The 25010-nt window shown below is 37.6% G+C and carries 20 protein-coding genes, 4 tRNA genes and 1 pseudogene; 4 read left to right on the top strand and 21 right to left on the bottom strand.

From position 1 onward, the window contains the following. A pseudogene (locus B2145_RS03495) lies at positions 1-192 on the top strand (sodium:solute symporter); the annotation flags it as partial. A 127-nt stretch (positions 193-319) separates the two neighbouring features. Next, positions 320-1822: a sodium:solute symporter gene (locus B2145_RS03490; protein WP_291098267.1), complete on the top strand. Its 1503-nt coding sequence runs from the start codon at positions 320-322 to the stop codon at positions 1820-1822. A 51-nt stretch (positions 1823-1873) separates the two neighbouring features. Here B2145_RS03490 and B2145_RS03485 read toward each other — a convergent pair whose 3' ends face one another. From B2145_RS03485 to eno, 5 genes are all read right to left on the bottom strand, one after another. Beyond that, positions 1874-2239, bottom strand: coding sequence for a CoA-binding protein (locus tag B2145_RS03485; RefSeq protein ID WP_291098265.1), 366 nt, complete (start codon positions 2237-2239; stop codon positions 1874-1876). Positions 2240-2269: 30 nt separating this feature from the next. After that, entirely contained in the window at positions 2270-3232 is a 963-nt protein-coding gene (gene ctlX, locus B2145_RS03480; protein ID WP_291098263.1) for a citrulline utilization hydrolase CtlX, read from the bottom strand. A gap of 71 nt (positions 3233-3303) precedes the next feature. Further along, the gene (locus B2145_RS03475; protein ID WP_291098261.1) at positions 3304-4218 is read right to left on the bottom strand and encodes a dimethylarginine dimethylaminohydrolase family protein; all 915 of its coding nucleotides are present in this window, start codon (positions 4216-4218) and stop codon (positions 3304-3306) included. Between the two features lie 70 nt (positions 4219-4288). Further along, positions 4289-5572: a citrate synthase gene (locus B2145_RS03470; RefSeq protein WP_291098258.1), complete on the bottom strand. Its 1284-nt coding sequence runs from the start codon at positions 5570-5572 to the stop codon at positions 4289-4291. 142 nt (positions 5573-5714) lie between these two features. Next, positions 5715-7007 carry a phosphopyruvate hydratase gene (gene eno, locus B2145_RS03465; protein WP_291098256.1) on the bottom strand — a complete coding sequence of 431 codons (1293 nt, stop codon included), beginning with the start codon at positions 7005-7007 and terminating at the stop codon, positions 5715-5717. 398 nt (positions 7008-7405) lie between these two features. Here eno and B2145_RS03460 point away from each other — a divergent pair, with 398 nt between their 5' ends. Both B2145_RS03460 and B2145_RS03455 read left to right on the top strand, forming a co-directional pair. After that, positions 7406-8743, top strand: a complete 1338-nt coding sequence (locus tag B2145_RS03460) for an erythromycin esterase family protein (RefSeq protein ID WP_291098255.1) — start codon at positions 7406-7408, stop codon at positions 8741-8743. A 91-nt stretch (positions 8744-8834) separates the two neighbouring features. Then, positions 8835-10424, top strand: coding sequence for a peptide chain release factor 3 (locus tag B2145_RS03455; RefSeq protein ID WP_291098252.1), 1590 nt, complete (start codon positions 8835-8837; stop codon positions 10422-10424). Between the two features lie 87 nt (positions 10425-10511). Here B2145_RS03455 and B2145_RS03450 read toward each other — a convergent pair whose 3' ends face one another. The 16 genes from B2145_RS03450 to hpf form a co-directional block, all read right to left on the bottom strand. Next, complete coding sequence (locus B2145_RS03450) at positions 10512-10880, bottom strand: hypothetical protein (RefSeq protein WP_291098249.1); 369 nt, start codon at positions 10878-10880, stop codon at positions 10512-10514. A gap of 216 nt (positions 10881-11096) precedes the next feature. Beyond that, positions 11097-11408 carry a DUF3467 domain-containing protein gene (locus B2145_RS03445; RefSeq protein ID WP_291098247.1) on the bottom strand — a complete coding sequence of 104 codons (312 nt, stop codon included), beginning with the start codon at positions 11406-11408 and terminating at the stop codon, positions 11097-11099. Positions 11409-11411: 3 nt separating this feature from the next. After that, positions 11412-15722, bottom strand: a complete 4311-nt coding sequence (rpoC, locus tag B2145_RS03440) for a DNA-directed RNA polymerase subunit beta' (RefSeq protein WP_291098245.1) — start codon at positions 15720-15722, stop codon at positions 11412-11414. Positions 15723-16001: 279 nt separating this feature from the next. Continuing rightward, on the bottom strand, positions 16002-19814 hold the full coding sequence (gene rpoB, locus B2145_RS03435) for a DNA-directed RNA polymerase subunit beta (protein ID WP_291098243.1): 3813 nt from the start codon (positions 19812-19814) through the stop codon (positions 16002-16004). A gap of 121 nt (positions 19815-19935) precedes the next feature. Further along, positions 19936-20304, bottom strand: a complete 369-nt coding sequence (rplL, locus tag B2145_RS03430; protein WP_291098240.1) for a 50S ribosomal protein L7/L12 — start codon at positions 20302-20304, stop codon at positions 19936-19938. 90 nt (positions 20305-20394) lie between these two features. Beyond that, positions 20395-20892: a 50S ribosomal protein L10 gene (gene rplJ / locus B2145_RS03425; protein ID WP_291098237.1), complete on the bottom strand. Its 498-nt coding sequence runs from the start codon at positions 20890-20892 to the stop codon at positions 20395-20397. A 22-nt stretch (positions 20893-20914) separates the two neighbouring features. Next, entirely contained in the window at positions 20915-21604 is a 690-nt protein-coding gene (rplA, locus tag B2145_RS03420; RefSeq protein WP_291098234.1) for a 50S ribosomal protein L1, read from the bottom strand. Between the two features lie 13 nt (positions 21605-21617). Further along, the gene (gene rplK / locus B2145_RS03415) at positions 21618-22055 is read right to left on the bottom strand and encodes a 50S ribosomal protein L11 (protein ID WP_291098231.1); all 438 of its coding nucleotides are present in this window, start codon (positions 22053-22055) and stop codon (positions 21618-21620) included. A gap of 67 nt (positions 22056-22122) precedes the next feature. Beyond that, complete coding sequence (gene nusG / locus B2145_RS03410) at positions 22123-22674, bottom strand: transcription termination/antitermination protein NusG (RefSeq protein ID WP_291098228.1); 552 nt, start codon at positions 22672-22674, stop codon at positions 22123-22125. Positions 22675-22684: 10 nt separating this feature from the next. Further along, complete coding sequence (gene secE, locus B2145_RS03405) at positions 22685-22882, bottom strand: preprotein translocase subunit SecE (RefSeq protein WP_291098226.1); 198 nt, start codon at positions 22880-22882, stop codon at positions 22685-22687. A 16-nt stretch (positions 22883-22898) separates the two neighbouring features. Further along, positions 22899-22969, bottom strand: a tRNA-Trp gene (locus B2145_RS03400). Between the two features lie 57 nt (positions 22970-23026). Further along, positions 23027-24214 carry an elongation factor Tu gene (gene tuf, locus B2145_RS03395; RefSeq protein WP_291098223.1) on the bottom strand — a complete coding sequence of 396 codons (1188 nt, stop codon included), beginning with the start codon at positions 24212-24214 and terminating at the stop codon, positions 23027-23029. A 54-nt stretch (positions 24215-24268) separates the two neighbouring features. After that, a tRNA-Thr gene (locus B2145_RS03390) sits at positions 24269-24340 on the bottom strand. A 77-nt stretch (positions 24341-24417) separates the two neighbouring features. Then, positions 24418-24498 (bottom strand) — tRNA-Tyr (locus B2145_RS03385). 34 nt (positions 24499-24532) lie between these two features. Further along, positions 24533-24606 (bottom strand) — tRNA-Thr (locus B2145_RS03380). A gap of 91 nt (positions 24607-24697) precedes the next feature. Continuing rightward, positions 24698-25000, bottom strand: a complete 303-nt coding sequence (hpf, locus tag B2145_RS03375) for a ribosome hibernation-promoting factor, HPF/YfiA family (protein WP_291098222.1) — start codon at positions 24998-25000, stop codon at positions 24698-24700. Positions 25001-25010 lie beyond the last annotated feature (10 nt).

Here is a 25010-nt window from a genome sequence, read left to right as displayed (position 1 = left end):
TCGCTTATCATTGTTTATTTCGGAATTTTATTTTACATCTCGCATAAAGTAAGCAGAGAGAACAGCGGCAATGATGCTTTTTTCAAAGCCAATAAAAACTCGAAATGGTATCTTGTTGCTTTCGGAATGATTGGTACGGCACTTTCGGGCGTGACTTTTATTTCGGTTCCCGGAGAAGTGGGCTTGCCGGATAATCANNAAAAGTTTTGATGAAAATTCCATAAATGCAAATGTAGTAATTTGTTTATTTGGTTATTCGGTTATTTGTTTAATCGATTGAACAAAAATTTGTATTTTGGCTTCCAATAAAAATCGAATTATGACACCATTTACCATTTTGTCGCTTATCATTGTTTATTTCGGGATTTTATTTTATATCTCGCACCGCGTCAGCAAGAAAAACAGCGACAATGATGCTTTTTTCAAGGCCAATAAAAACTCGAAGTGGTATCTTGTTGCTTTCGGGATGGTGGGTACTGCGCTTTCGGGAGTGACCTTTATTTCGGTTCCTGGCGAAGTGGGCTTGCCGGATAATCAATTCAAATATTTTCAGTTCATCTTGGGAAATGCCATTGGCTTTATCATTATTGCCAAAGTCTTGCTTCCGTTGTACTACCGAATGAACCTGACTTCGATTTACGGCTATATCGAAAAACGGCTTGGGATCGTAAGTTACAAAACGGCGGCAACGATTTTTTTAATTAGCCGAACCATTGGTTCCTCCTTTAGATTGTACCTCGTCGTGATTGTTTTGCAACGCTATGTTTTTGATTTCTACCAAATTCCCTTTGCCGCAACGGTATTGATTTCACTGGCTTTGATATTTTCCTATACGTATCGTGGTGGATTGAAAACCATTATTATCACGGACACTTTGCAAACTTTTTTCCTGGTTTCTTCTGTTTTCCTGACCATTTTTTTTGTTTGCCGTAGCTTGAACCTCTCCGTTTTTGAAGCTTTCGAACAGGTGAAAAACAGCAATTATTCCAAAGTTTTTTTCTTTGATGATTATAGGAGAGGAAATTATTTTTTCAAACAAATTCTGGGCGGTATTTTCGTAACCATTGCCATGGTAGGCCTCGACCAAGATTTAATGCAGAAAAACTTGAGTTGCGCAACCATTGGTGAAGCCCAAAAAAATATGTTTACGTTTACCGGAATATTCGTGCTTATCAACATCTTCTTTCTTAGTGTAGGCGCTTTGCTTTACATTTATGCCAATAAAAATGGCATCGAAGTTCCAACTGATTTAATCACGGGAAAACCCAGAACCGACTTACTTTTCCCCGAAATAGCCTTTCATCATTTGAGCTTGATTCCGTCGATTGTATTCCTGTTGGGATTGACGGCCGCCACATTTGCCACGACCGATTCGGCTTTGACAGCCTTGACTACCTCATTTTGCGTGGACTTTCTGGGGATGGATAAGACCGAAAATCAAAACAAACCCAACGTCGTGAGAACACGGCATTTTGTCCACATCAGTTTTTCGTTTTTGATGTTCTTGGTAATTGTGATTTTTAATGCCATCAACGATTCGTCGGTGGTGAGCATGATTTTCAAGATTGCTTCCTATACTTACGGTCCGCTTTTGGGTTTGTATGCTTTTGGGCTATTTATGAAATCCAAAACGGTACACGACAAGTTTGTGCCCATAATTTGCGTGCTTTCACCAGCAATTTGCTTTTTAATCAGCTACAATTCCTCGGTGCTTTTTGGAGATTATGTTTTTGACAATGAGTTGATTGTCGTAAACGGCTTGATTACTTTTATTGGATTATTGTCAATAAGCAAACCTGCGGTTGGAGAAACTCGATTTTAGAAATTTGTAAAGTTTCCTGCATTTAAAAGGCAGGAAGCTTTACAAAAAAATCTAATACTGGTTTGTGGTCAATAATACCAAAGTACACGCCACTTCCACTTTTATGTTATTCAATTCCAACAATTGGTAGAACTCCGGATTTTCGGTTCCGGGATTAAAAATCACGCGTTTTGGCTTTGATTCAACTATGTAATTGTAATAATCACGCTGGCGAGTTGGGTTTAAATATAATGTAATGGTATCTATATTTTTTAAAGGGATGGCTTTGGTTTGGATTTTTATTCCTGCCACTTCACCCGCATTTTGACCAATGGCGAGAACGGAATGTCCTTTTTCGACAAGCATTGTAATGGCTTTATAAGCGTATCTGTCTGGTTTCGTGCTAGCACCAAGAACCAAGGTTTTTTTATTTTTCATTTGACAAAAATACAAAAAATGAATGGGTTGTTATTCTTCTCTTGGCAAGAAAATTTCCGCCATCATACATCTGGCACTTCCCCCGCCACAAGCTTCGATAGTATCAAGGCTTGAACTCAAAATAGTAACGTGTTCTTCGAGTTGGGCAATTTGCTTTTTGGTTAAACTTTGATGCGCCGAAGTGCTCATAACCAAATATCTCCTGTCATTTCCCCCCTTTACTTCGAGCATATTCCCCGCAAAATTACTGACTTGGGCTTCGGTGATCAAAATGATTTCTTTTTCGTCGCCTCTCAAACTGTCAAGCACCATTTTTCGTTCTTTTTTATCATCGATACAGTCGGCACAAATTACGGCAAAAGTATCGCCAAGGCACATCATCACGTTCGTATGATAAATCAATTTTCGCTCTCCGTTTACGGTTTGGAAAGCTTCGAAAAGTATGGGTGAAAATTCGAAATCCTCACAGAATTCTATAAATAATTCTTCGTCGGCACGAGGCGAAAGCGCACAATAGGCTTTGCCATTTTCCCTGTCCAAAACCAAACTTCCTGTACCTTCGAGATAGAATCCATCCTCCTCGGCAGAAGTATAATCCATAATTTCATTGATAACAAAACCGTTATCTTCAAGTATATCCAAAATATCTTCGCGACGTTCGGGACGACGATTTTCGGCAAACATGGGATACAAAACCACATCGCCATTTTCGTGAAATGAAATCCAGTTATTCGGAAAAATGCTGTCTGGAGTGTCAGGATTTAAAGTATCGTCGACCACAATCACATTGACTCCTACGGCTCGCAGTTTTTTTACAAAAGCATCGAATTCTTCCTGTGCTTTGGCGTTCGCCGTTGCGGGCAATAAATTGTCCAGTAGAGACGCACTGCAGTGCGTCTCTACTTTTTGGTAATAATTGTTTACGGCCGTTTGTTCGTTCATCCTGAACGCAACCGGGCGAATTATTAGGATGGAATTTGTCGTTTGTTTCATTTTTTTTTATTTTGTTTTTTGTAGAGACGCACTGCAGTGCGTCTCTACAGTGGTGCATCTCTACACTATGGTTAATCTCTTATCAATGGCAAAGTGGAACATCGTAATAATCCTTCTTGTTTGGCAATCTCTGCATACGGAATTTCTTCGACCACAAAACCATTCGTTCGTAACCAATCATTGAGTCTGGTAAAATTCCTTTCGGAAACCACAACATTGGTATCTATAGAAAAAACATTGGAATTCATATTATACATTTCCTTTCTGGTTATATGAAACAAGTTTTCCTCGCCAAAAAGATTAAGAAGAAACCTATAATCGGCTTCTTCACGGAAACCTCTTTTATATATGATACCTTTATTTTCGCCAATAGTCTGAAAACAACAATCGAGGTGCAAGGCATTATCACGCGCCTCGATTTTTGATTTTACCAAATCAAATTCCTTGACAATCTTGTTGGGGAATAAATCCTTGATGTACTGAACGCCTTCCTTGTTTGTTCTTGCGGTAATATGATCGGCGTAATCACTTCCTTTATAGGTTCCAACAAAAATATAATCATTCCACAGCATCACGTCGCCCCCTTCGATATGCACTTCATCGGGAGGACGAACGACTTTTGCAGCATTGATTTGATCCATTATGTATTGAATAGCGTCCAGTTCTCGTTCTCTATCCGGTAAAATATTGGATTTGATGAAAACACCCTCAATCACGAAACCAATGTCCCTCACAAATATCTGGTTGTAATTTTCAATCAATTTTGGACGATAAACGGTAACGCCATATTTTGATAAAACTTGGTTGAACGCTTCCATTTCTGACACCATTTCTGACTCTAAAGGATACGTTCCTGCCAAAATATGCTCCAATGATTTTGGGTCATACGCTTCATCAATATTGGGTGTAGGTCCGTTATCGATTGCGGTTCCCAGAACAACGGCTCGCAATCTCGAGGTTTCGTTCTTGATCTTTAATTCAAGCATATTTTGTTTGTTAGGCTTTTGCCAAAGATAAAAAAAGCCCCACGGAATGTGAAGCTTTTTGAATCGAATTTTATCGTTTGTCAGAAGTCTTGAAATCTCGCAAAGGATGCCCTGTATATATTTGTCGCGGACGACCGATAGGCTCTTTGTTTTCGCGCATTTCCTTCCATTGGGCAATCCATCCAGGCAATCTGCCTATTGCAAACATCACGGTAAACATATCGGTAGGGATTCCCAATGCCCTATAAATAATTCCTGAATAGAAATCGACATTTGGATATAATTTTCTTGACACAAAATACTCATCGACAAGTGCCGCTGCTTCCAGTTTTTTTGCGATATCCAGAATAGGATCTTCAACTCCAAGGGTTCTTAAAACTTCATCCGCCGCTTTTTTAATAATTTTCGCTCTTGGATCAAAATTTTTATAAACTCTGTGTCCAAAACCCATCAATCTGAAAGGATCGTTTTTGTCTTTGGCCTTAGCAATGTATTTTTCGGCATCCCCACCATTTGCATGAATTTCTTCGAGCATTTCGAGAACTGCCTGATTCGCTCCACCATGCAATGGTCCCCAAAGTGCGGAAACTCCCGCAGAAATGGAGGCAAATAATCCAGCGTGAGAAGAACCTACCATTCTTACGGTCGATGTTGAGCAGTTTTGTTCGTGATCCGCATGAAGGATAAACAATTTATCTAAGGCATCAACTATTATTGGATTTGCTTTGTAAGGTCCTGTAGGCAATTCGAACATTAAACGCATGAAGTTTTCAACGTAACTTTGGGTATTATCGTAATAATTCAAAGGATAACCCATACTTTTCCTGTAGGTCCAAGTGGCGATGACAAGAAATTTAGATATGGTTTTACAAACCGCCTCATACATTTCTTTTTCGTTTTCAACATTTACAGACTTTGGATTGAAGGCCGTTAATGCACTTGTCAAAGCAGCCAAAACCCCCATCGGATGGGCCGTTTTCGGAAAACCGTCAATGATACTCTTCATTTCTTCATTGACCAAAGAATGTCTTCTAATATCATTTTCAAATTGCTCCAATTTTTGCGCAGAAGGTAATTCTCCGAAAATCAGCAGGAATGACACTTCAAGAAAACTGGCTTTATCCGCCAAGTCTTCAATCGAATAACCCCTGTACCTTAAAATTCCTTCCTCACCGTCCAAGAAAGTGATTGTACTTGTGCAAGAACCGGAATTTTTATATCCTGGATCTAATGTGATTGCTCCTGACAAATCACGTAATTTGTTAATATCGATGGCCACTTCATTTTCGCTTCCAACAATTACTGGAAACTCGTATTTTTTACCATCAAATTCTAATGTTGCTATTTTTGACATAGTAGATGTTAAATTATTTAATTTCTCAAAAATAAGAAAATTTATGCTAATTAAAAGTGAGATTTGTTACAAAATTGATAAAATATCATAAAAAAAGCCATCCGCAAGAGCGAATGGCCTAATATAGAATTATACTAGATAATTATTTCACTTTAAACGCTTTTACACCCGGGAAATAAGCGGTGTTTCCCAATTCTTCTTCAATTCTAATCAATTGATTGTATTTAGCCATACGATCAGAACGAGAAGCTGAACCTGTTTTTATTTGACCACAATTCAAGGCCACTGCCAAGTCAGCAATGGTATTGTCTTCGGTTTCTCCTGAACGGTGTGACATCACTGAGGTATACCCTGCATTTTTTGCCATATTTACCGCTGCGATAGTTTCTGTCAATGTTCCAATTTGGTTTACTTTTACCAAAATCGAGTTGGCAATACCTCTTTCAATTCCAGTTGACAAACGTTCCACATTGGTCACGAATAAATCATCTCCAACTAATTGAACTTTGTCTCCAATTTTATCGGTTAAATATTTCCACCCATCCCAGTCATTTTCATCCATTCCGTCTTCAATAGAAATAATTGGATAGTTGGCGGCTAATTCAGCCAAATAATCCGCTTGTTCTTCTGAAGTTCTGATTTTTCCAGTTTCACCTTCGAATTTAGTATAATCGTATTTTCCGTTTACGTAAAATTCAGATGAAGCGCAGTCTAAGGCTACCATAACTTCGTCTCCAAATTTATAACCCGCAGCTTCCACCGCTTTTTTGATGGTATCTAAAGCGTCTTCAGTTCCACCGGCTAAATTTGGAGCAAAACCACCTTCATCTCCAACAGCGGTACTCAAACCTCTATCGTGCAATACTTTTTTCAGATTATGGAAAATTTCCGTTCCCATTTGCATCGCTTGCGTAAAAGAAGTTGCTTTTACCGGTATAATCATAAATTCCTGAAACGCAATCGGAGCATCAGAATGTGAACCTCCGTTGATGATATTCATCATTGGAACAGGCAATGTATTTGCCGAAACTCCACCAATATATCTGTACAATGGCAATCCCAATTCGTTGGCAGCCGCTTTTGCAACCGCAAGAGACACTCCAAGAATAGCATTTGCACCCAAGTTTGATTTATTTGGAGTACCATCTAACTCGATCATAGTTTGGTCAATCAAGTTTTGTTCGAAAACTGATGTTCCCAATAATTCTTCAGCTATTTTAGTATTTACATTTTCAACCGCTTTTAAAACTCCTCTTCCAAGAAAGGCTTTTCCACCGTCACGTAATTCCATTGCTTCAAATTTTCCAGTTGAAGCTCCTGATGGAACTGCCGCTCTACCTAAAACACCGTTTTCGGTAACTACGTCTACTTCTACAGTAGGATTTCCTCTTGAATCGAATATTTGTCTTGCGTGAATTTTGATAATAATACTCATCTTTATTTTATTTTTATGTTTCGAAATACAAAGATATTCTATCTTTTGAAATGATTTTATTAAACTACTGAATATTATTAACGATAACGTTGTAATTTTTTTTAAATATTATAGGATTGAGTCCTATTGGAATCATTTATCTCCTATTGGTTCAATTTTCCTTCTCCAATTAAAAAAGAGACAAAAAAATATGCCTCCTCCATAAAAATAAAACAACAAAAACCACTGCTCTTTTTAAATATATTTTAAATGAATAAAATTTAACAAACACCCCTCATTATCAAATATATAACGTAAATTTATATGTGTTTTTTTAGACATAAACTAAACTTTGGCTGATATTATTTCTAGTTGACAATTCCGTTAACACTACATGTAATTTAGAAAAATCAAACAGTATGGAAACATCAAAAAATTTAAACAATCCTATCAATTCTGATAAAATCATAGAATTATTAAATCGTTCCTCTTCCCCTTTGGAAAATTCAGAAGATTTGGACCCGCTAATGGATTATATTGGCGATGCTAAGTATGTCCTGCTCGGAGAAGCTTCGCACGGAACACATGAATACTATACGTGGAGAGCAAAAATAACAAAAAGACTAATTCAAGAAAAAGGTTTTTCCTTTGTGGGAGTAGAAGGCGATTGGCCTGACTGTTACCGCATTAATCGTTTTGCAAAAGGATACCTGAATTCAGGAAAAGATATTTATGGCGTCCTGAATGAATTCAACCGTTGGCCAACATGGATGTGGGCAAATTGGGAAATAGCCGCATTTATAGATTGGCTCAAAGTTTTTAACGAAAGTTTGCCTTCCAATAAAAAAATAGGTTTTTATGGCTTGGACGTGTACAGTTTCAGGGAATCCATGAATTCCATAATTCAATATTTGGAGAAAAATGATCCAGAAGCGCTTAAGTCTGCCAAAAAAGTAATGGAATGCTTTGAACCTTATGGCAAAGATGAAGGGCAATCGTATGCAAGAGCCTCCACACTAGTTCCGGAATTGTGCGAAAAAGATGTGCTTCATTTGTTAACCGAAATAAGAAGCAAGGTCGAAAGTTACAATACAGATCACGAGAATGTCATGAGCACGGAACAGAATGCTTTCGTGGCAAGAAATGCGGAAAAATATTATCGTGCCATGATAAAAAGAGGTTCGGCATCATGGAATATCCGTGATGAGCACATGGTTTCCACTTTAGAACGGCTTATGAAATACCATGGCAATGAAGCAAAGACAATCGTTTGGGAACACAATACGCACATTGGCGATGCACGTGCCACAGACATGGCATCAGAAGGAATGGTCAATGTGGGACAGTTGTTGAGAGAACAATATTCGAAAGAAGGAGTTGTGGCTGTAGGATTTGGCTCTTACAAGGGAAGCGTCATTGCAGCAAGGAGTTGGGGCGATGAAATGCGAAAAATACGAATTCCAGATGCAGTTGAAGGAAGCTGGGAACACGCCTTTCATCTAGCCAGCAACGGACAGAATAGATTATTACTATTGAATAAACTAAAAGAAGAAAAATGCATTTCCTCCCATATTGGGCATCGTGCGATTGGTGTCGTCTATAACCCAGAGCATGAAAGATTTGGAAATTATGTTCCTACCATTTTACCAAAGAGATATGACGCCTTTATTTTTATTGATGAGACAACCGCATTGCACCCCATACACATTGTGCCGGACGGAAACCAGATTCCCGAAACCTATCCTTTTGGGATGTAAACTTTCAATTAGAAGCCGAAGTTTATTTAGATTATACTATTTTTTTAATTGGCATTTATAAATAGTACTTTTGCAAACTATTTATATAAATATGGGCTTTTTAGAAGAAATACAGCGAAGAAGAACTTTTGGGATTATCTCGCATCCCGATGCCGGAAAAACAACGCTTACAGAAAAACTTCTCCTTTTTGGAGGTGCCATTCAGGAAGCGGGTGCGGTAAAGAACAACAAAATTAAGAAAGGGGCAACCAGTGACTTTATGGAAATTGAACGCCAGAGAGGAATTTCGGTTTCGACTTCTGTTTTGGCATTCAATTACAAGAACAAGAAAATAAATATTCTGGATACTCCGGGACACAAGGATTTTGCCGAGGATACCTTTAGAACCCTGACCGCAGTTGACAGTGTCATTGTTGTTATTGATGTTGCCAAAGGGGTCGAGGAACAAACGGAGAAACTGGTTGCCGTGTGCAGAATGCGGAAAATTCCCATCATCGTTTTTATCAATAAACTGGATCGCGAAGGAAAAGATGCTTTTGACTTGATGGATGAGGTGGAACAAAAACTGGGCTTATCGGTTACGCCGCTAAGTTTCCCCATTGGGATGGGTTATGATTTCAAGGGAATCTACAATTTATGGGAAGAAAATATCAATTTGTTTAGTGGCGATAGCCGCAAGAATATTGAAGAAACCATCGCTTTTCAGGATGTGCTAAATCCTGAATTAGAAAAAATTATTGGTGAAAAACCAGCTTATAAACTGCGCGAAGAATTGGAACTGATTGACGAAGTGTATCCAAAATTTGACCGTCAGGATTATTTGGACGGAAAATTACAACCCGTGTTTTTTGGTTCGGCATTGAATAATTTTGGCGTTCGCGAACTCTTGGACTGCTTCATCGAAATTGCCCCATCTCCAAGACCAAAAGAATCGGAAACCCGATTAGTTGACCCAAAAGAAGAAAAAATGTCGGGTTTTGTTTTTAAAATCCACGCCAATATGGATCCGAAACACCGAGACCGATTAGCCTTTATAAAAATTGTCTCGGGGACTTTCGAGAGAAATAAACCGTATTATCACGTTCGCCAAAAAAAATATTTAAAATTCTCAAGTCCGAATGCTTTTTTTGCTGAGAAGAAAGAAATCGTTGATATTTCCTATCCTGGCGATATTGTGGGATTGCACGACACGGGGAATTTCAAAATTGGAGATACTTTGACCGAAGGCGAGATTATGAGCTTCAAAGGAATCCCAAGTTTCTCACCGGAACATTTTAGATACATCAACAACGCCGATCCTATGAAAGCCAAACAGCTCGACAAGGGAATTGACCAGTTGATGGATGAAGGTGTAGCGCAGTTGTTCACACTCGAAATGAATAACCGAAAAATCATAGGAACTGTGGGAGCACTTCAATATGAGGTAATTCAATACCGATTGGAACACGAATATGGAGCCAAATGTACCTATGAAAATTTCCCCGTTCACAAGGCTTGTTGGGTAAAACCCAATGATCCGAAAAGCGAGGAATTCAGGGAGTTTCGAAGAATAAAACAAAAATTCTTGGCCCACGATAAATACAACCAATTGGTTTTCCTTGCTGATTCCGATTTTACGATCCAAATGACGCAAAATAAATTTCCAAATGTGAAGTTGTTTTTCACATCGGAATTTGAATAATTTCAGTAGTTCTCAAACCAAAAAAAAGCTCCCGTCTTGGCGGGAGCTTTTTGTATAAAGGTACAGGAAATTAATTTTAGTGATAACTTAAGCTACTCCAATTTCAAAGTTAACCGCTTTTTTCAAGAAAGCCTTAATCAACAAACGGTTAGGAGCTAATCCAGAAGTTATGAATTGTCTCCTTGTGTTTTCGCCTGTAGGTGAAATTTTTACGTTTGGATCTTGTTTTGACCCCATAAACCAAAGCACGAAATTCATATTTGAAAAAGTTGTTGTGGCCTCTTGTCTACCAACACTAATTTCGGCTGTATCGTTTATGATCGTATTATTCAAAAAAACATTGTTTTCAATTGAAGTTTGACCAAAAACAGAAACATTTGATAATAAAACAAAAACAAACATCATAAAAATGATACTGTTTTTTTTGCTACCGTATATTTTGGAAAAATTATTCATATTCGTTTTTTTTGTTGTGATATGAGGTAGGTCTCTTATCTGGGGTCAAAATTAGACGATTCATTTTCTACTAAAAAATATTTTCGATGAAGCTCCTCAATACTCGTTAAAACACAAAAAAAACTAGCACTACAAGTCCAATAAAACAGGGTATTATCCTAAATCCATTATAATGCAAAAAAAGAAAAGGCTCCATTTCTGGAGCCTTTTATACAATTATGCTTGTCCCGGCGGACCAAAATTAAGCGGTATTGAAGGTTGTTCTACGTCTTTAATTTCGCCGTGGGCGACTTCAAAACGGTGAATATTTTCTCCAATTGCTTTCAACAATCTTTTGGCGTGTTGCGGAGTCAAGACAATTCTTGATTTCACTTTGGCTTTAGGAATACCAGGCATGATACTTACAAAATCCAATACAAATTCAGAGGAAGAATGATTTATTATTGCCAAATTGGAATAAATTCCTTCTGCAGTTTTTTCATCCAACTCAATGTTGATTTGCTCTTGTTGTTGTTTAGAATTACTCATATCTTAATAAATATATTCCTCTTTGTTTGCCATCATTTCATTATAATCTTCATTCGAACCTACAATGGTATTGTCATATTCTCTCATACCGGTTCCGGCAGGAATTCTATGACCAACGATTACATTTTCTTTCAATCCTTCTAGGTAATCGATTTTACCTGCTACAGCAGCTTCGTTCAATACTTTAGTGGTTTCTTGGAACGATGCAGCCGAGATGAATGATTTCGTTTGAAGCGATGCTCTCGTGATACCTTGTAAAACTGGAGTTGCAGTTGCCGTGATAACATCACGAGCCACAATCAGATTTTTGTCGGAACGTTTCAATAACGAGTTTTCATCACGCAATTCACGAGGAGAAATAATTTGTCCTGGTTTTAAGTTGCTGGAATCCCCGGCATCTTCAACTACTTTCATTCCGTATAATTTATCGTTTTCAACGATAAAATCTTTAGTATGAATTAATTGTTCTTCTAGGAATAAAGTGTCTCCAGGATCTTGTACTCTTACTTTACGCATCATTTGACGTATTACTACTTCAAAGTGTTTATCGTTTATTTTTACCCCTTGCAAACGGTATACTTCTTGAATTTCATTTACCAAATACTGTTGAACAGCAGCTGGACCTTGAATTCTCAAAATATCTTCCGGAGTGATGGCGCCATCAGACAATGGTACACCCGCTCTTACAAAGTCATTTTCTTGAACCAAAATTTGGCTAGACAATTTCACCAAGTATTTCTTAACCTCACCAAATTTAGATTCGATAACGATCTCACGGTTTCCTCTTTTGATTTTTCCAAAAGAAACAACTCCGTCGATTTCAGAAACGACTGCTGGATTTGAAGGGTTACGAGCTTCAAGCAACTCGGTAATTCTTGGTAAACCTCCCGTGATATCTCCTGATTTAGAAGAACGACGTGGAATTTTAACCAATACTTTACCTGCTTTAATTTTTTCGCCATTTTCAACCATCAAGTGGGCACCCACTGGCAAGTTATACGAACGAATCAATTCACCTTCTTTACCGTAAACCAATAAAGTAGGGATTAATTTCTTGGCTCTAGCTTCAGAAATTACTTTTTCTTGGAATCCGGTTTGCTCATCAATTTCAACCATGAAAGATTGTCCTTGCTCTAAATCTTCGTAAGCAATTTTACCCGTGAATTCCGAAACAATAACTCCATTATAAGGATCCCATTTACAAATTGTAGTTCCTTTGGTCACTGATGCACCATCTTTAACAAAGATGCTTGAACCGTAAGGAATGTTGTTTGTACTCAGTAAGATTCCTGTTTTTTCGTCAACTAATTTCAATTCAGAAGAACGAGAAACTACAATATCCACTGCATTTCCTTCGTTGTCTTCGCCTTTAACCGTTTTTAAATCTTCGATTTCAATTTTACCGTTAAATCTTGTAACGATACTGGATTCTTCAGAAATACCACCCGCAACCCCACCAACGTGGAAGGTACGCAGTGTTAACTGTGTTCCAGGTTCTCCAATGGATTGCGCTGCAATTACACCAACCGCTTCTCCTTTTTGGGTCATTTTTCCTGTTGCCAAGTTTCTACCGTAACATTTAGCACAAATACCTTTCAATGCTTCACAAGTCAATGGAGAACGAACTTCCAATTTCTCAATTGGAGAAGCCTCGATTAATTTCATAAATGGTTCGGTAATTTGTTCTCCCGCTGCAATGATAAGCTCATTTGTCAAAGGATTGATAACATCTTGCAATGCCACGCGCCCCAAGATTCTTTCGCCTAAACTTTCCACGATTTCCTCATTCTTTTTCAATGCAGAAACTTCAACACCTCTTAAAGTACCACAGTCAACCGTGTTTACAATTACATCTTGAGAAACATCATGCAATCTTCTTGTCAAGTAACCCGCATCGGCCGTTTTCAAAGCCGTATCCGCAAGACCTTTACGCGCACCGTGAGTAGAGATAAAGTACTCAAGAATCGAAAGACCTTCCTTAAAGTTGGAAAGAATCGGGTTTTCAATAATTTCACCACCACCAGCAGTAGATTTTTTTGGCTTAGCCATCAAACCACGCATACCGGTTAACTGACGAATTTGTTCTTTGGAACCCCTTGCTCCAGAATCAAGCATCATATACACAGAGTTAAAACCTTGTTGGTCTTCTCTAATGTTTTTCATTGCTGTCTCTGTAAGCTGTGCATTTGTTGAAGTCCACACGTCAATAACTTGGTTGTAACGTTCGTTATTGGTGATAAGACCCATATTATAATTTGCAGAGATACCTTCAACTTGTTCTCTGGCATCTGCAATTAATTTTGGTTTTTCATCTGGGATTCTAATATCTCCCAATGAGAATGATAATCCACCTTTGAAGGCAAATTTGTACCCCATATTTTTCATGTCATCCAAGAAGGCGGCCGTTGTTGGCACATTGGTCACGTTTAAAACATGTCCGATAATGTCTCTAAGGTTTTTCTTGGTCAATACATCATTGATATAACCCGCAGCTTCTGGAACTACTTCGTTAAACAATACACGACCAGCAGTTGTTTGGATAATTTTGTAAACTAATTCACCAGCCTCGTTAAAATCTTTGGCACGAATTTTAACTCTAGCATTCAATTCTAAACGACCTTCATTTATGGCAATATTTGTTTCTTCAGCAGAATATAATATCAAGCCTTCGCCTAAAATCTTGTGTTCTGGAGTAGACAAACGTTCTTTGGTCATATAATATAGACCCAAAACCATATCCTGGGAAGGTACAGTAATTGGTGCACCATTTGCAGGATTCAAAATATTGTGAGAACCCAACATTAACAATTGAGCTTCCAAAATAGCTTCTGGTCCTAACGGCAAGTGAACTGCCATTTGATCCCCATCAAAATCCGCATTAAATGCAGTACAAACTAAAGGGTGCAATTGGATTGCTTTTCCTTCAATTAATTTTGGTTGGAATGCTTGAATACCAAGTCTGTGCAAAGTAGGAGCACGATTCAGTAATATTGGGTGCCCTTTGATAACATTTTCAAGGATATCCCAAACTACAGGCTCTTTTTTATCTATTATTTTCTTGGCTGATTTTACCGTTTTTACAATTCCTCTTTCTATCAATTTACGGATAACGAAAGGTTTGTATAATTCGGCTGCCATATCTTTTGGGATACCACATTCAGACAATTTCAATTCAGGTCCAACAACAATTACCGAACGAGCAGAATAATCCACACGTTTACCCAATAAGTTTTGACGGAAACGACCTTGTTTTCCTTTAAGGGAATCCGAAAGTGATTTCAAAGGTCTGTTTGATTCTGTTTTTACAGCAGAAGCCTTACGTGTATTATCGAAAAGTGAATCTACCGATTCTTGCAACATACGTTTTTCGTTACGAAGGATTACTTCCGGAGCTTTAATCTCCATTAATCTTTTCAAACGGTTGTTACGAATGATTACACGACGGTATAAATCATTTAAATCTGAAGTTGCAAAACGACCACCATCAAGAGGCACAAGCGGACGCAATTCTGGTGGAATAACAGGAACAACTTTCATAATCATCCATTCAGGGCGATTTTCGCGGTTCAGGTTAGACTCACGGAAAGATTCAACTACTATTAATCTTTTTAACGCTTCTGTTTTACGTTGTTTAGACGTTTCGTTATTTGCTTTGTGTCTCAAATCATAAGACAATTCATCTAGATTGATACGAGCCAATAAATCCATAATACATTCTGCTCCCATTTTGGCAACAAATTTATTTGGATCAAAATCGTCAAGATATTGATTGTCGGCAGGAAGGGATTCTAAAACGTTTAGATATTCTTCTTCTGTCAAAAAGTCCAATCTTTGTACTGATTCTCCTTCTGGAGTTTTGGCAATACCGGCTTGGATAACCACGTATCTTTCGTAGTAGATAATCATGTCCAATTTCTTGGATGGAAGACCCAATATGTAACCAATTTTATTTGGAAGCGAACGGAAATACCAGATATGAGCAACCGGAACTACAAGATTGATGTGTCCTACTCTGTCTCTACGTACTTTTTTCTCGGTAACTTCCACACCACAACGGTCACAAATAATTCCTTTGTAGCGAATCCTTTTGTATTTACCACAAGCACATTCGAAATCTTTTACTGGCCCGAAAATTCTTTCGCAGAAAAGACCATCACGTTCTGGTTTGTGAGTTCTATAATTGATAGTTTCTGGCTTCAACACTTCACCTCTTGATTCTTTCAAGATAGATTCAGGGGAAGCTAGTCCTATCGAAATTTTGTTGAATCTTTTTACAGGATTCTTATCTTTATTGTTGTTTCTATTATTCATCATAGTTTTTACTATTGATTTATTTGCAATTAAAAATTGATTTTAGATTTATGATTTACTTTTAACTAGTAAGCGAATCGCTCAAAAAAAGATGATATCATTAAGCTACTACCTCGGATTACTTCTCTAAACTTCAAACAAAAATTTTGAAGTGCTATTTATTAAACCTATTGAGTTTATATAAAAAATCGGAACGGGTTACGGGTCTAAATCCTAAAAACTCTTATAAATGCCAAAGTAGAGACGTTGCAATGCAACGTCTCTACCTGAGCCAAATATTATTTATTCTTCTAAACGAATGTCAAGTCCAAGACCTTTCAATTCATGCATTAATACATTGAATGATTCCGGTAATCCTGGTTCTGGCATAGATTCACCCTTAACGATTGCTTCGTAAGTTTTGGCTCTACCAATTACATCGTCAGATTTTACGGTCAATATTTCTCTAAGCGTGCTTGATGCTCCATAAGCTTCAAGTGCCCAAACTTCCATCTCTCCAAAACGCTGACCTCCAAACTGGGCTTTACCACCCAATGGTTGTTGTGTAATTAGCGAGTATGGTCCTATTGAACGTGCGTGCATTTTATCGTCAACCATGTGACCCAATTTCAACATATAGATTACTCCAACTGTTGCCGCTTGGTGGAAACGTTCTCCAGTTCCTCCATCATAAAGATACGTGTGTCCAAAACGTGGAATTCCAGCTTCATCAGTCAATTCGTTGATTTGATCCAAGGTAGCACCATCAAAAATTGGAGTAGCAAATTTTCTACCCAAATTTTGTCCAGCCCAACCTAAAACAGTTTCATAAATTTGACCAATGTTCATACGTGAAGGTACACCAAGTGGGTTCAACACAATATCAACAGGTGTTCCGTCTTCTAAGAAAGGCATATCTTCATGACGAACAATACGAGCAACAATACCTTTGTTACCGTGACGTCCTGCCATTTTATCCCCAACTTTCAGTTTACGTTTTTTGGCAACATATACTTTGGCCAATTTCAAAATTCCTGCTGGCAATTCATCTCCAACAGTAATGGTGAATTTCTCTCGACGCAATGCTCCTTGTAAATCGTTCAACTTAATTTTATAGTTATGAATTAAATCATTTACCATAGTATTCGTTGTATCATCGGCAACCCATTGTCCTTTGCTTAAGTGAGCAAAATCTTCAACAGCATAAAGCATTTTTTGAGTGTATTTTTTACCTTTTGGTAAAACTTCTTCACCCAAATCATTCATTACACCTTGAGATGTTTTACCATTAACGATTAAGAAAAGTTTCTCTACCAGTTTGTCTTTCAATTCAACAAATTTAGTTTCAAATTCAATTTCTAAAGCTCCCAAAGCATCTTTGTCTTGGGTACGTTTGCGTTTATCTTTTACTGCTCTTGCAAACAGTTTTTTATCTAAAACTACACCGTGTAATGATGGAGATGCTTTTAATGAAGCGTCTTTCACGTCACCTGCTTTGTCCCCGAAGATTGCACGAAGCAATTTCTCTTCCGGAGTAGGATCTGATTCTCCTTTTGGTGTAATTTTTCCAATAAGAATATCGCCAGGTTTTACTTCGGCACCAATTCTAATCATTCCATTTTCATCTAAATCTTTAGTGGCTTCTTCAGAAACGTTTGGAATATCGTTCGTCAATTCTTCGTTACCTAATTTAGTATCTCTCACTTCCAATGAATAATCATCAACGTGAATAGAGGTAAAAATATCGTCACGAACCACTTTTTCAGAAATTACAATCGCATCCTCAAAGTTGTATCCTTTCCAAGGCATGAACGCAACTTTTAGGTTTCTACCTAAAGCCAATTCTCCATTTTGGGTGGCATATCCTTCAGACAATACTTGACCAAGAACCACTCTATCTCCTTTTCTTACGATAGGTTTCAGGTTGATACTTGTTCCTTGATTGGTTTTTCTGAATTTAATTAGATTATACGTTTTTTCATCAGGTTCAAAACTAACCATTCTTTCTTCCTCAGAACGGTCATATTTAATAGTGATAATGTTTGCATCTACATATTCTATAACTCCATCGCCTTCTGCATTAATCAAAACTCTAGAATCTGAGGCTACTTGACGTTCTAATCCAGTTCCAACAATTGGTGCTTCCGGACGAATTAATGGTACGGCTTGACGCATCATGTTAGATCCCATCAATGCTCTATTCGCATCATCATGTTCCAAGAAAGGAATTAATGAAGCTGAAATTGAAGCAATTTGGTTAGGAGCAACATCGGCATAATCTACTTTTGATGGATCAATTACCGGGAAATCACCTTCTTGACGTGCAATTACGTTGTCGGCAAGAATTTTTCCTGTAGCATCCATCTCAATATTGGCCTGAGAAATCATCATTCCTTCTTCTTCCTCTGCGCTCAAGTAAACAGGAGTAGAAACTAAATCTACAACTCCTTTGGTTACTTTACGGTAAGGCGTTTCGATGAAACCCATTCCGTTTACTTTGGCATAAACACCAAGAGATGAAATCAAACCAATGTTTGGTCCCTCAGGAGTTTCAATTGGACATAAACGTCCGTAATGCGTATAGTGAACGTCACGTACTTCAAAACCGGCTCTTTCTCTTGAAAGTCCACCTGGTCCTAGCGCAGATAATCTTCTTTTGTGTGTAATCTCGGCTAATGGATTCGTTTGATCCATAAACTGGGACAACTGGTTTGTACCAAAGAAAGAGTTGATTACTGATGATAATGTTTTGGCATTAATCAAATCAATAGGTGTAAACACCTCGTTATCTCTAACGTTCATTCTCTCACGAATGGTTCTGGCCATACGAGCCAAACCTACACCAAATTGTTGAGACAATTGTTCTCCAACTGTTCTAACACGACGGTTTGACAAGTGATCGATATCATCAATATCCGCTTTCGCATTGATTAATTCGATCAAATATTTCACTATGGTAATGATGTCTTCTTTGGTAAGCACTTGCTTTTCCATTGGAGTATCAAGACCCAGTTTTTTGTTTATTCTATAACGACCTACTTCACCTAAGTTGTAACGTTGGTCAGAGAAAAACAATTTATCTATGATACCACGAGCAGTTTCTTCATCAGGCGGTTCTGCATTACGCAATTGTCTGTAGATATGCTCAACGGCTTCTTTTTCAGAATTGGTTGGATCTTTTTGTAGCGTGTTGTGGATGATGGAATAATCAACTTGATTATTATCTTCTTTGTGCAACAAAATAGATTTAACGTTAGAATCGATGATTTCTTCCACATTATCTTTATCGATAATGGTATCTCTGTCAAGGATAATTTCGTTACGTTCGATAGAAACAACTTCGCCGGTATCTTCATCCACAAAATCTTCATGCCAAGTGTTCAACACACGAGCCGCCAATTTTCTACCAATATATTTTTTAAGTCCTGTTTTAGATACTTTAATTTCTTCGGCAAGGTCGAAAATCTCTAGGATATCCTTGTCTCTTTCGAAACCTATTGCACGAAATAATGTAGTTACAGGTAATTTTTTCTTTCTATCGATATAAGCGTACATTACGCTATTGATATCGGTTGAAAATTCTATCCAAGAACCTTTAAAAGGAATTACTCGGGCAGAATATAATTTTGTTCCATTTGCATGGAATGATTGTCCAAAGAAAACCCCTGGAGAACGGTGCAATTGAGAAACAACAACACGTTCGGCGCCATTGATTACAAAAGTACCACTAGGAGTCATATAAGGAATTGTTCCAAGATATACGTCTTGAACAATAGTTTCAAAATCTTCGTGCTCTGGATCTGTACAATATAGTTTTAACCTTGCTTTTAAAGGCACACTATAGGTAAGGCCTCTCTCAATACATTCTTGAATTGTGTAACGTGGTGGATCTACAAAGTAATCAAGGAACTCCAATACAAAATTATTTCTTGTATCTGTAATTGGAAAATTTTCCATGAAGGTGTTATATAAACCTTCGTCGCCTCTTTCGTCAGATTTAGTTTCCAATTGGAAAAAATCTTTAAACGATTTAACCTGAACATCTAGAAAATCTGGATAGTCAGGAATGTTTTTTGTAGAGGCAAAATTCAATCTTTCAGTCTGATTTGTTATCATCTATGGACAAAATTTTGATTAAAAAAAATGAAATAAACGTATAAATTTATTATACGAAAAATGGTTTAGGTCTTTGGATGCGTACCCAAGACCTAAACCTAGTTCTCAAAACCGAGTTAAACTATTTAAGCTCAACCTCAGCTCCGGCTTCTTCTAAAGATTTTTTAAGCCCTTCAGCTTCTTCTTTAGAAACACCTTCTTTAACAGCGCTTGGTGCGCTATCCACTACATCTTTAGCTTCTTTAAGACCTAAACCTGTAAGTTCTTTCACTAATTTCACAACTGCTAATTTAGAAGCACCGGCTGCTTTCAAAATTACAGTGAATTCAGTTTGAACTTCTTCAGCTACAGCATCTGCACCACCTGAAACCACAACGGCTGCAGCAGCTGGTTCGATACCATACTCGTCTTTTAATATTGTTGCTAATTCGTTAACTTCTTTTACTGTTAGGTTAACTAATTGTTCTGCGAATTGTTTCAAATCTGCCATTTTTTCTATCGTTTTAAAATGATTTGTAAAATATAATTTATTTATTGTGCGCGTTTTAATGCGCTTAATTCAAACTAAAAACTAGTTTAATTAAGCAACCTCTTCGATATTAGCGAATTGGTTTTGAAGAGCAGAAATAACTCTTTGGGCTGGTGATTGAAGCAATCCAATAAGTTCGCCAATAAGTTCTTCTTTCGATTTAATAGTTGCCAAGGCATCTAGTTGATCATCTCCAATATAAATTTCAGCATTGATGTAAGCCCCTTTCAAAATTGGCTTAGCATTCTTTTTACGGAAATCTTTGATTATTTTTCCAGGTGCGTTAGCAACATCTGCAATAAAAATAGCACTATTACCTGTCAATACAGAAGGTAAATCCCCATAATCATTAGCCGAAGCTTCCATTGCTTTTACAAGCAACGTATTTTTAACTACCTCTAATTTTATACCTGCTTTAAAGCAAGCTCTTCTCAAGTTTGAAGTTGTTTCTGCGTTTAATCCAGAAATATCAGATACATAAACAATGTTTGTATCAGCTAACTGTGCAGTTAAATCTTCAATCGCGATTGATTTTTCTTCTCTAGTCATACTAAAAATTTTTAACTACCAATTATACTGCTTTAGGATCCAATGCAATTGCAGGACTCATAGTGCTTGTAAGGTAAATACTTTTGATGTATGTTCCTTTAGCCGCAGTTGGTTTAAGTTTGATTAATGTTTGAATAATTTCGTGAGCGTTATCTACAATTTTATCGGCATCGAAAGAAATTCTTCCAATTCCTGCATGTATGATACCAGTTTTATCAACTTTAAAGTCGATTTTACCCGCTTTCACTTCCTGAACAGCTTTTGCAACATCCATAGTTACCGTACCTGTTTTAGGGTTTGGCATTAAACCTCTAGGTCCTAAAATACGACCTAATGGACCTAATTTCCCCATAACACTTGGCATAGTGATAATTACATCAACATCTGTCCAACCATCTTTGATTTTCTGTAAATACTCGTCAAGACCTACATAGTCTGCACCAGCTGCCAAAGCTTCCGCTTCTTTGTCTGGGGTAACCAATGCCAATACTTTTACGTCTTTACCAGTTCCATGAGGTAATGTTACCACACCTCTAACCATTTGATTCGCTTTTCTTGGATCTACACCCAAACGTACTGCGATATCAACCGACTCGTCAAATTTTGCAGAAGCAACTACTTTTATCAATGCCGCAGCATCTTTTAAAGAGTATAGTTTGTTCTTTTCAATTTTTGAAGCAGCCTCTTTTTGCTTTTTTGTCAATTTTGCCATGTCTTTCTCTTAATTAAAAAGGAGCGTCTCCTGATACAGTTATACCCATAGATCTAGCCGTTCCTGCGATCATGCTCATAGCAGACTCGATTGTGAATGCATTTAAATCAACCATCTTGTCTTCCGCAATTGCTTTAATAACATCCCAAGTAACGCTAGCTACTTTCTTACGATTTGGTTCTCCCGAACCAGATTTAAGCTTTGCCGCGTCCATTAACTGAACAGCAGCAGGTGGTGTTTTTACAACAAAATCGAAAGATTTGTCTTTATACACTGTAATTTGCACTGGGCAAATTTTACCTGGTTTATCTTGGGTTCTAGCATTAAACTGCTTACAGAATTCCATGATATTAACACCAGCAGCACCTAAAGCAGGTCCAACCGGTGGCGACGGGTTCGCAGCACCTCCCTTAACTTGTAGTTTAACTACTTTACTAATCTCTTTAGCCATTTTTTAAAAAATTTAACACATTACCATTGGAAGCGATAGATGTGGTTTATTATATATGTAACAAAAATTATACTTTTTCAACTTGCATAAACCCTAATTCCAACGGTGTTTTTCTTCCGAAAATTTTCACCATTACTTCTAGTTTACGCTTTTCTTCATTTATTTTTTCAACGGTTCCGTTGAAGCCATTGAAAGGTCCATCAATAACCTTGATAGTTTCTCCTAAATTAAACGGAATAGAACGTGTATCGGTATTTACAGCCAATTCATCTACTTTACCCAACATTCTGTTTACTTCAGAAAGCCGTAATGGTACCGGTTCTCCTCCTTTAGTTTCACCTAAAAAACCAATTACACTTGTTATAGACTTAATAATATGAGGAATTTCCCCTATTAGATTGGCTTCAATCATCACATAACCCGGAAAATAGACTTTATCCTTAGTTATCTTTTTTCCGTCTTTTACAGTAACCACTTTTTCGGTAGGAACCAGAACTTGCGAAACATAATCACCCATCCCTAATCTAGCGATTTCGGTTTCGATGTAAGCTTTCACTTTATTTTCTTGCCCGCTTACTGCTCGAACGACGTACCACTTTTTTATATTATTATCTGCCATAACAAAAAAATTATGCTTTTATCCAGTTAAAAAAACCAGCCAATGATTTTGCGAAAACTTCATCTACTCCCCAAGTTGCCAAGGCAAGTACTACTGAAAAAACAGCAACAACAATCGTTAGATGTTGCACTTCAGCCCAAGCTGGCCAAGTTACATTTGATTTTAATTCTTCAAATGCCTCTGATATGTAATTAACAACTTTTGTCATTATGATTTATTTTTTGCACGGGCGGAGGGATTCGAACCCCCATCAACGGTTTTGGAGACCGCTATTCTACCCTTGAACTACGCCCGTTCGTTAAAAGCCAGTGTCGCTAAAAACGACACTGGCTTTATAAATTATTTTATAGGATTAAGCTACTATCTCAGTCACCTGACCAGCACCTACTGTTCTACCACCTTCACGGATAGCAAAACGCAAACCTACGCTCAATGCAATTGCACTAAGCAACACAACATCAATTGTTAAGTTATCCCCAGGCATAACCATCTCTACACCTTCTGGCAAAGTAATGATACCTGTTACGTCAGTTGTACGTACGTAGAACTGTGGACGGTAATTATTATGGAATGGTGTGTGACGACCACCTTCTTCTTTTTTCAAGATATAAACCTCAGCTTTAAATGTAGCGTGTGGTTTTACTGAACCTGGTTTACAAATAACCATACCTCTTTTGATGTCTTCTTTTTGAATACCTCTCAAAAGGATACCTACGTTATCTCCAGCTTCTCCTCTATCAAGGATTTTACGGAACATCTCAACTCCTGTAATTGTAGAAGTTAATTTTTCAGCTCCCATACCAATGATTTCAACTGCATCTCCTGTATTAGCAATACCTGTTTCGATACGACCTGTAGCTACAGTTCCACGACCAGTAATTGAGAATACATCTTCAACTGGCATTAAGAAAGGTTTTGCAACGTCTCTTACCGGCTCTTCAATCCAAGCATCAACAGCAGCCATTAATTCAATGATTTTCGGTACCCAAATTGGATCTCCGTTCAATCCACCTAAAGCTGAACCTTGAATTACAGGGCCATTGTCTCCATCATATTCGTAGAAAGACAATAAATCTCTAATTTCCATTTCAACAAGTTCCAATAACTCTTCATCGTCAACCATATCCACTTTGTTCATGAATACAACCATTCTAGGAATACCAACTTGGCGACCTAATAGGATGTGCTCACGCGTTTGTGGCATTGGTCCATCAGTAGCGGCTACAACAAGAATAGCACCATCCATCTGAGCAGCACCTGTAACCATGTTTTTTACGTAATCCGCGTGACCTGGACAGTCAACGTGAGCGTAATGACGATTAGCAGTTTCATACTCAACGTGAGATGTATTAATTGTAATACCTCTTTCTTTTTCTTCTGGAGCATTATCGATTTGATCAAACGATTTTGCTTGACAGTAACCTGCATCAGACAATACTTTTGTTATTGCTGCAGTTAATGTAGTTTTTCCGTGATCCACATGCCCAATTGTTCCTATGTTTAAGTGGGGTTTGTTACGGTTAAAAGTTTCCTTTGCCATTTTACTTAATTTTAATCTTAGTTATTTATTAGTGTTCAAATTTATACTTTGTTGAGCCAACTACGGGAATTGAACCCGTGACCTCTTCCTTACCAAGGAAGCACTCTACCCCTGAGCTAAGTCGGCAGAGAAATTTTTGTTTCAGTTTTAATGTTTCAAATTTGCATAGAACCCGAAACTTGAAACTTTTAAACTTCATTTTGTGGGGAGAGCAGGATTCGAACCTGCGAAGTTCACACAGCAGATTTACAGTCTGCCCTCGTTGGCCGCTTGAGTATCTCCCCGAAACCATTAATTATCAATCTTCTAAAAGAACTGAGCCGGTGGAGGGACTCGAACCCACGACCTGCTGATTACAAATCAGCTGCTCTAGCCAACTGAGCTACACTGGCAATATCAATAAAAAAAGTCCGCTATTTCTAACGGACTGCAAATGTATATCTTTTTGTTTTTTAATCAAACTATTTTTAATGAAAATTTATATTAAATATTTGATTTGATTTTTTCTTTCCTTTTAATCAACAAACGCTCTAGCGATTCAGCCGATTGTTCAACGGCTTCTTCAAAAGTTTTACATTGTTTTTTCACAATAAAATCATCCCCAGGAATTATAATTTTTATTTCTACGCTTTTGTTTTCTTTATCGCTTGTCTTTTCAACTTTCAGAAAAACGTCTGATACTACTACCTTGTCGTAATACTTTTCTACTTTGTCCATTCTTTCCTGAATAAAACCTACTAGCTTTGAGTCAACTGTAAAGTTAACCGCATGAACATTTACCTTCATAATCGAAATT

Source organism: Flavobacterium sp. UBA5153, from assembly GCA_002413745.1.
Classification (GTDB): Bacteria; Bacteroidota; Bacteroidia; order Flavobacteriales; family Flavobacteriaceae; genus Flavobacterium.
The sequence above is the reverse complement of the archived record's forward strand: the minus strand, read 5'-3'. Positions and strand labels throughout refer to the sequence as shown.

Excerpts from the sequence above, each read along its gene's own strand:
- B2145_RS03490 (WP_291098267.1), top strand. The coding sequence starts at position 320 with ATGACACCATTTACCATTTTGTCGCTTATCATTGTTTATTTCGGGATT.
- rpoB (WP_291098243.1), bottom strand. The coding sequence starts at position 19,814 with ATGATAACAAATCAGACTGAAAGATTGAATTTTGCCTCTACAAAAAAC.
- B2145_RS03460 (WP_291098255.1), top strand. The coding sequence starts at position 7,406 with ATGGAAACATCAAAAAATTTAAACAATCCTATCAATTCTGATAAAATC.
- B2145_RS03485 (WP_291098265.1), bottom strand. The coding sequence starts at position 2,239 with ATGAAAAATAAAAAAACCTTGGTTCTTGGTGCTAGCACGAAACCAGAC.
- tuf (WP_291098223.1), bottom strand. The coding sequence starts at position 24,214 with ATGGCAAAGGAAACTTTTAACCGTAACAAACCCCACTTAAACATAGGA.
- B2145_RS03450 (WP_291098249.1), bottom strand. The coding sequence starts at position 10,880 with ATGAATAATTTTTCCAAAATATACGGTAGCAAAAAAAACAGTATCATT.
- rplK (WP_291098231.1), bottom strand. The coding sequence starts at position 22,055 with ATGGCTAAAGAGATTAGTAAAGTAGTTAAACTACAAGTTAAGGGAGGT.
- rplA (WP_291098234.1), bottom strand. The coding sequence starts at position 21,604 with ATGGCAAAATTGACAAAAAAGCAAAAAGAGGCTGCTTCAAAAATTGAA.
- ctlX (WP_291098263.1), bottom strand. The coding sequence starts at position 3,232 with ATGAAACAAACGACAAATTCCATCCTAATAATTCGCCCGGTTGCGTTC.
- rpoC (WP_291098245.1), bottom strand. The coding sequence starts at position 15,722 with ATGATGAATAATAGAAACAACAATAAAGATAAGAATCCTGTAAAAAGA.
- secE (WP_291098226.1), bottom strand. The coding sequence starts at position 22,882 with ATGACAAAAGTTGTTAATTACATATCAGAGGCATTTGAAGAATTAAAA.
- B2145_RS03445 (WP_291098247.1), bottom strand. The coding sequence starts at position 11,408 with ATGAGTAATTCTAAACAACAACAAGAGCAAATCAACATTGAGTTGGAT.
- rplL (WP_291098240.1), bottom strand. The coding sequence starts at position 20,304 with ATGGCAGATTTGAAACAATTCGCAGAACAATTAGTTAACCTAACAGTA.
- B2145_RS03470 (WP_291098258.1), bottom strand. The coding sequence starts at position 5,572 with ATGTCAAAAATAGCAACATTAGAATTTGATGGTAAAAAATACGAGTTT.
- hpf (WP_291098222.1), bottom strand. The coding sequence starts at position 25,000 with ATGAAGGTAAATGTTCATGCGGTTAACTTTACAGTTGACTCAAAGCTA.
- eno (WP_291098256.1), bottom strand. The coding sequence starts at position 7,007 with ATGAGTATTATTATCAAAATTCACGCAAGACAAATATTCGATTCAAGA.
- B2145_RS03475 (WP_291098261.1), bottom strand. The coding sequence starts at position 4,218 with ATGCTTGAATTAAAGATCAAGAACGAAACCTCGAGATTGCGAGCCGTT.
- nusG (WP_291098228.1), bottom strand. The coding sequence starts at position 22,674 with ATGGCAGATAATAATATAAAAAAGTGGTACGTCGTTCGAGCAGTAAGC.
- B2145_RS03455 (WP_291098252.1), top strand. The coding sequence starts at position 8,835 with ATGGGCTTTTTAGAAGAAATACAGCGAAGAAGAACTTTTGGGATTATC.
- rplJ (WP_291098237.1), bottom strand. The coding sequence starts at position 20,892 with ATGACTAGAGAAGAAAAATCAATCGCGATTGAAGATTTAACTGCACAG.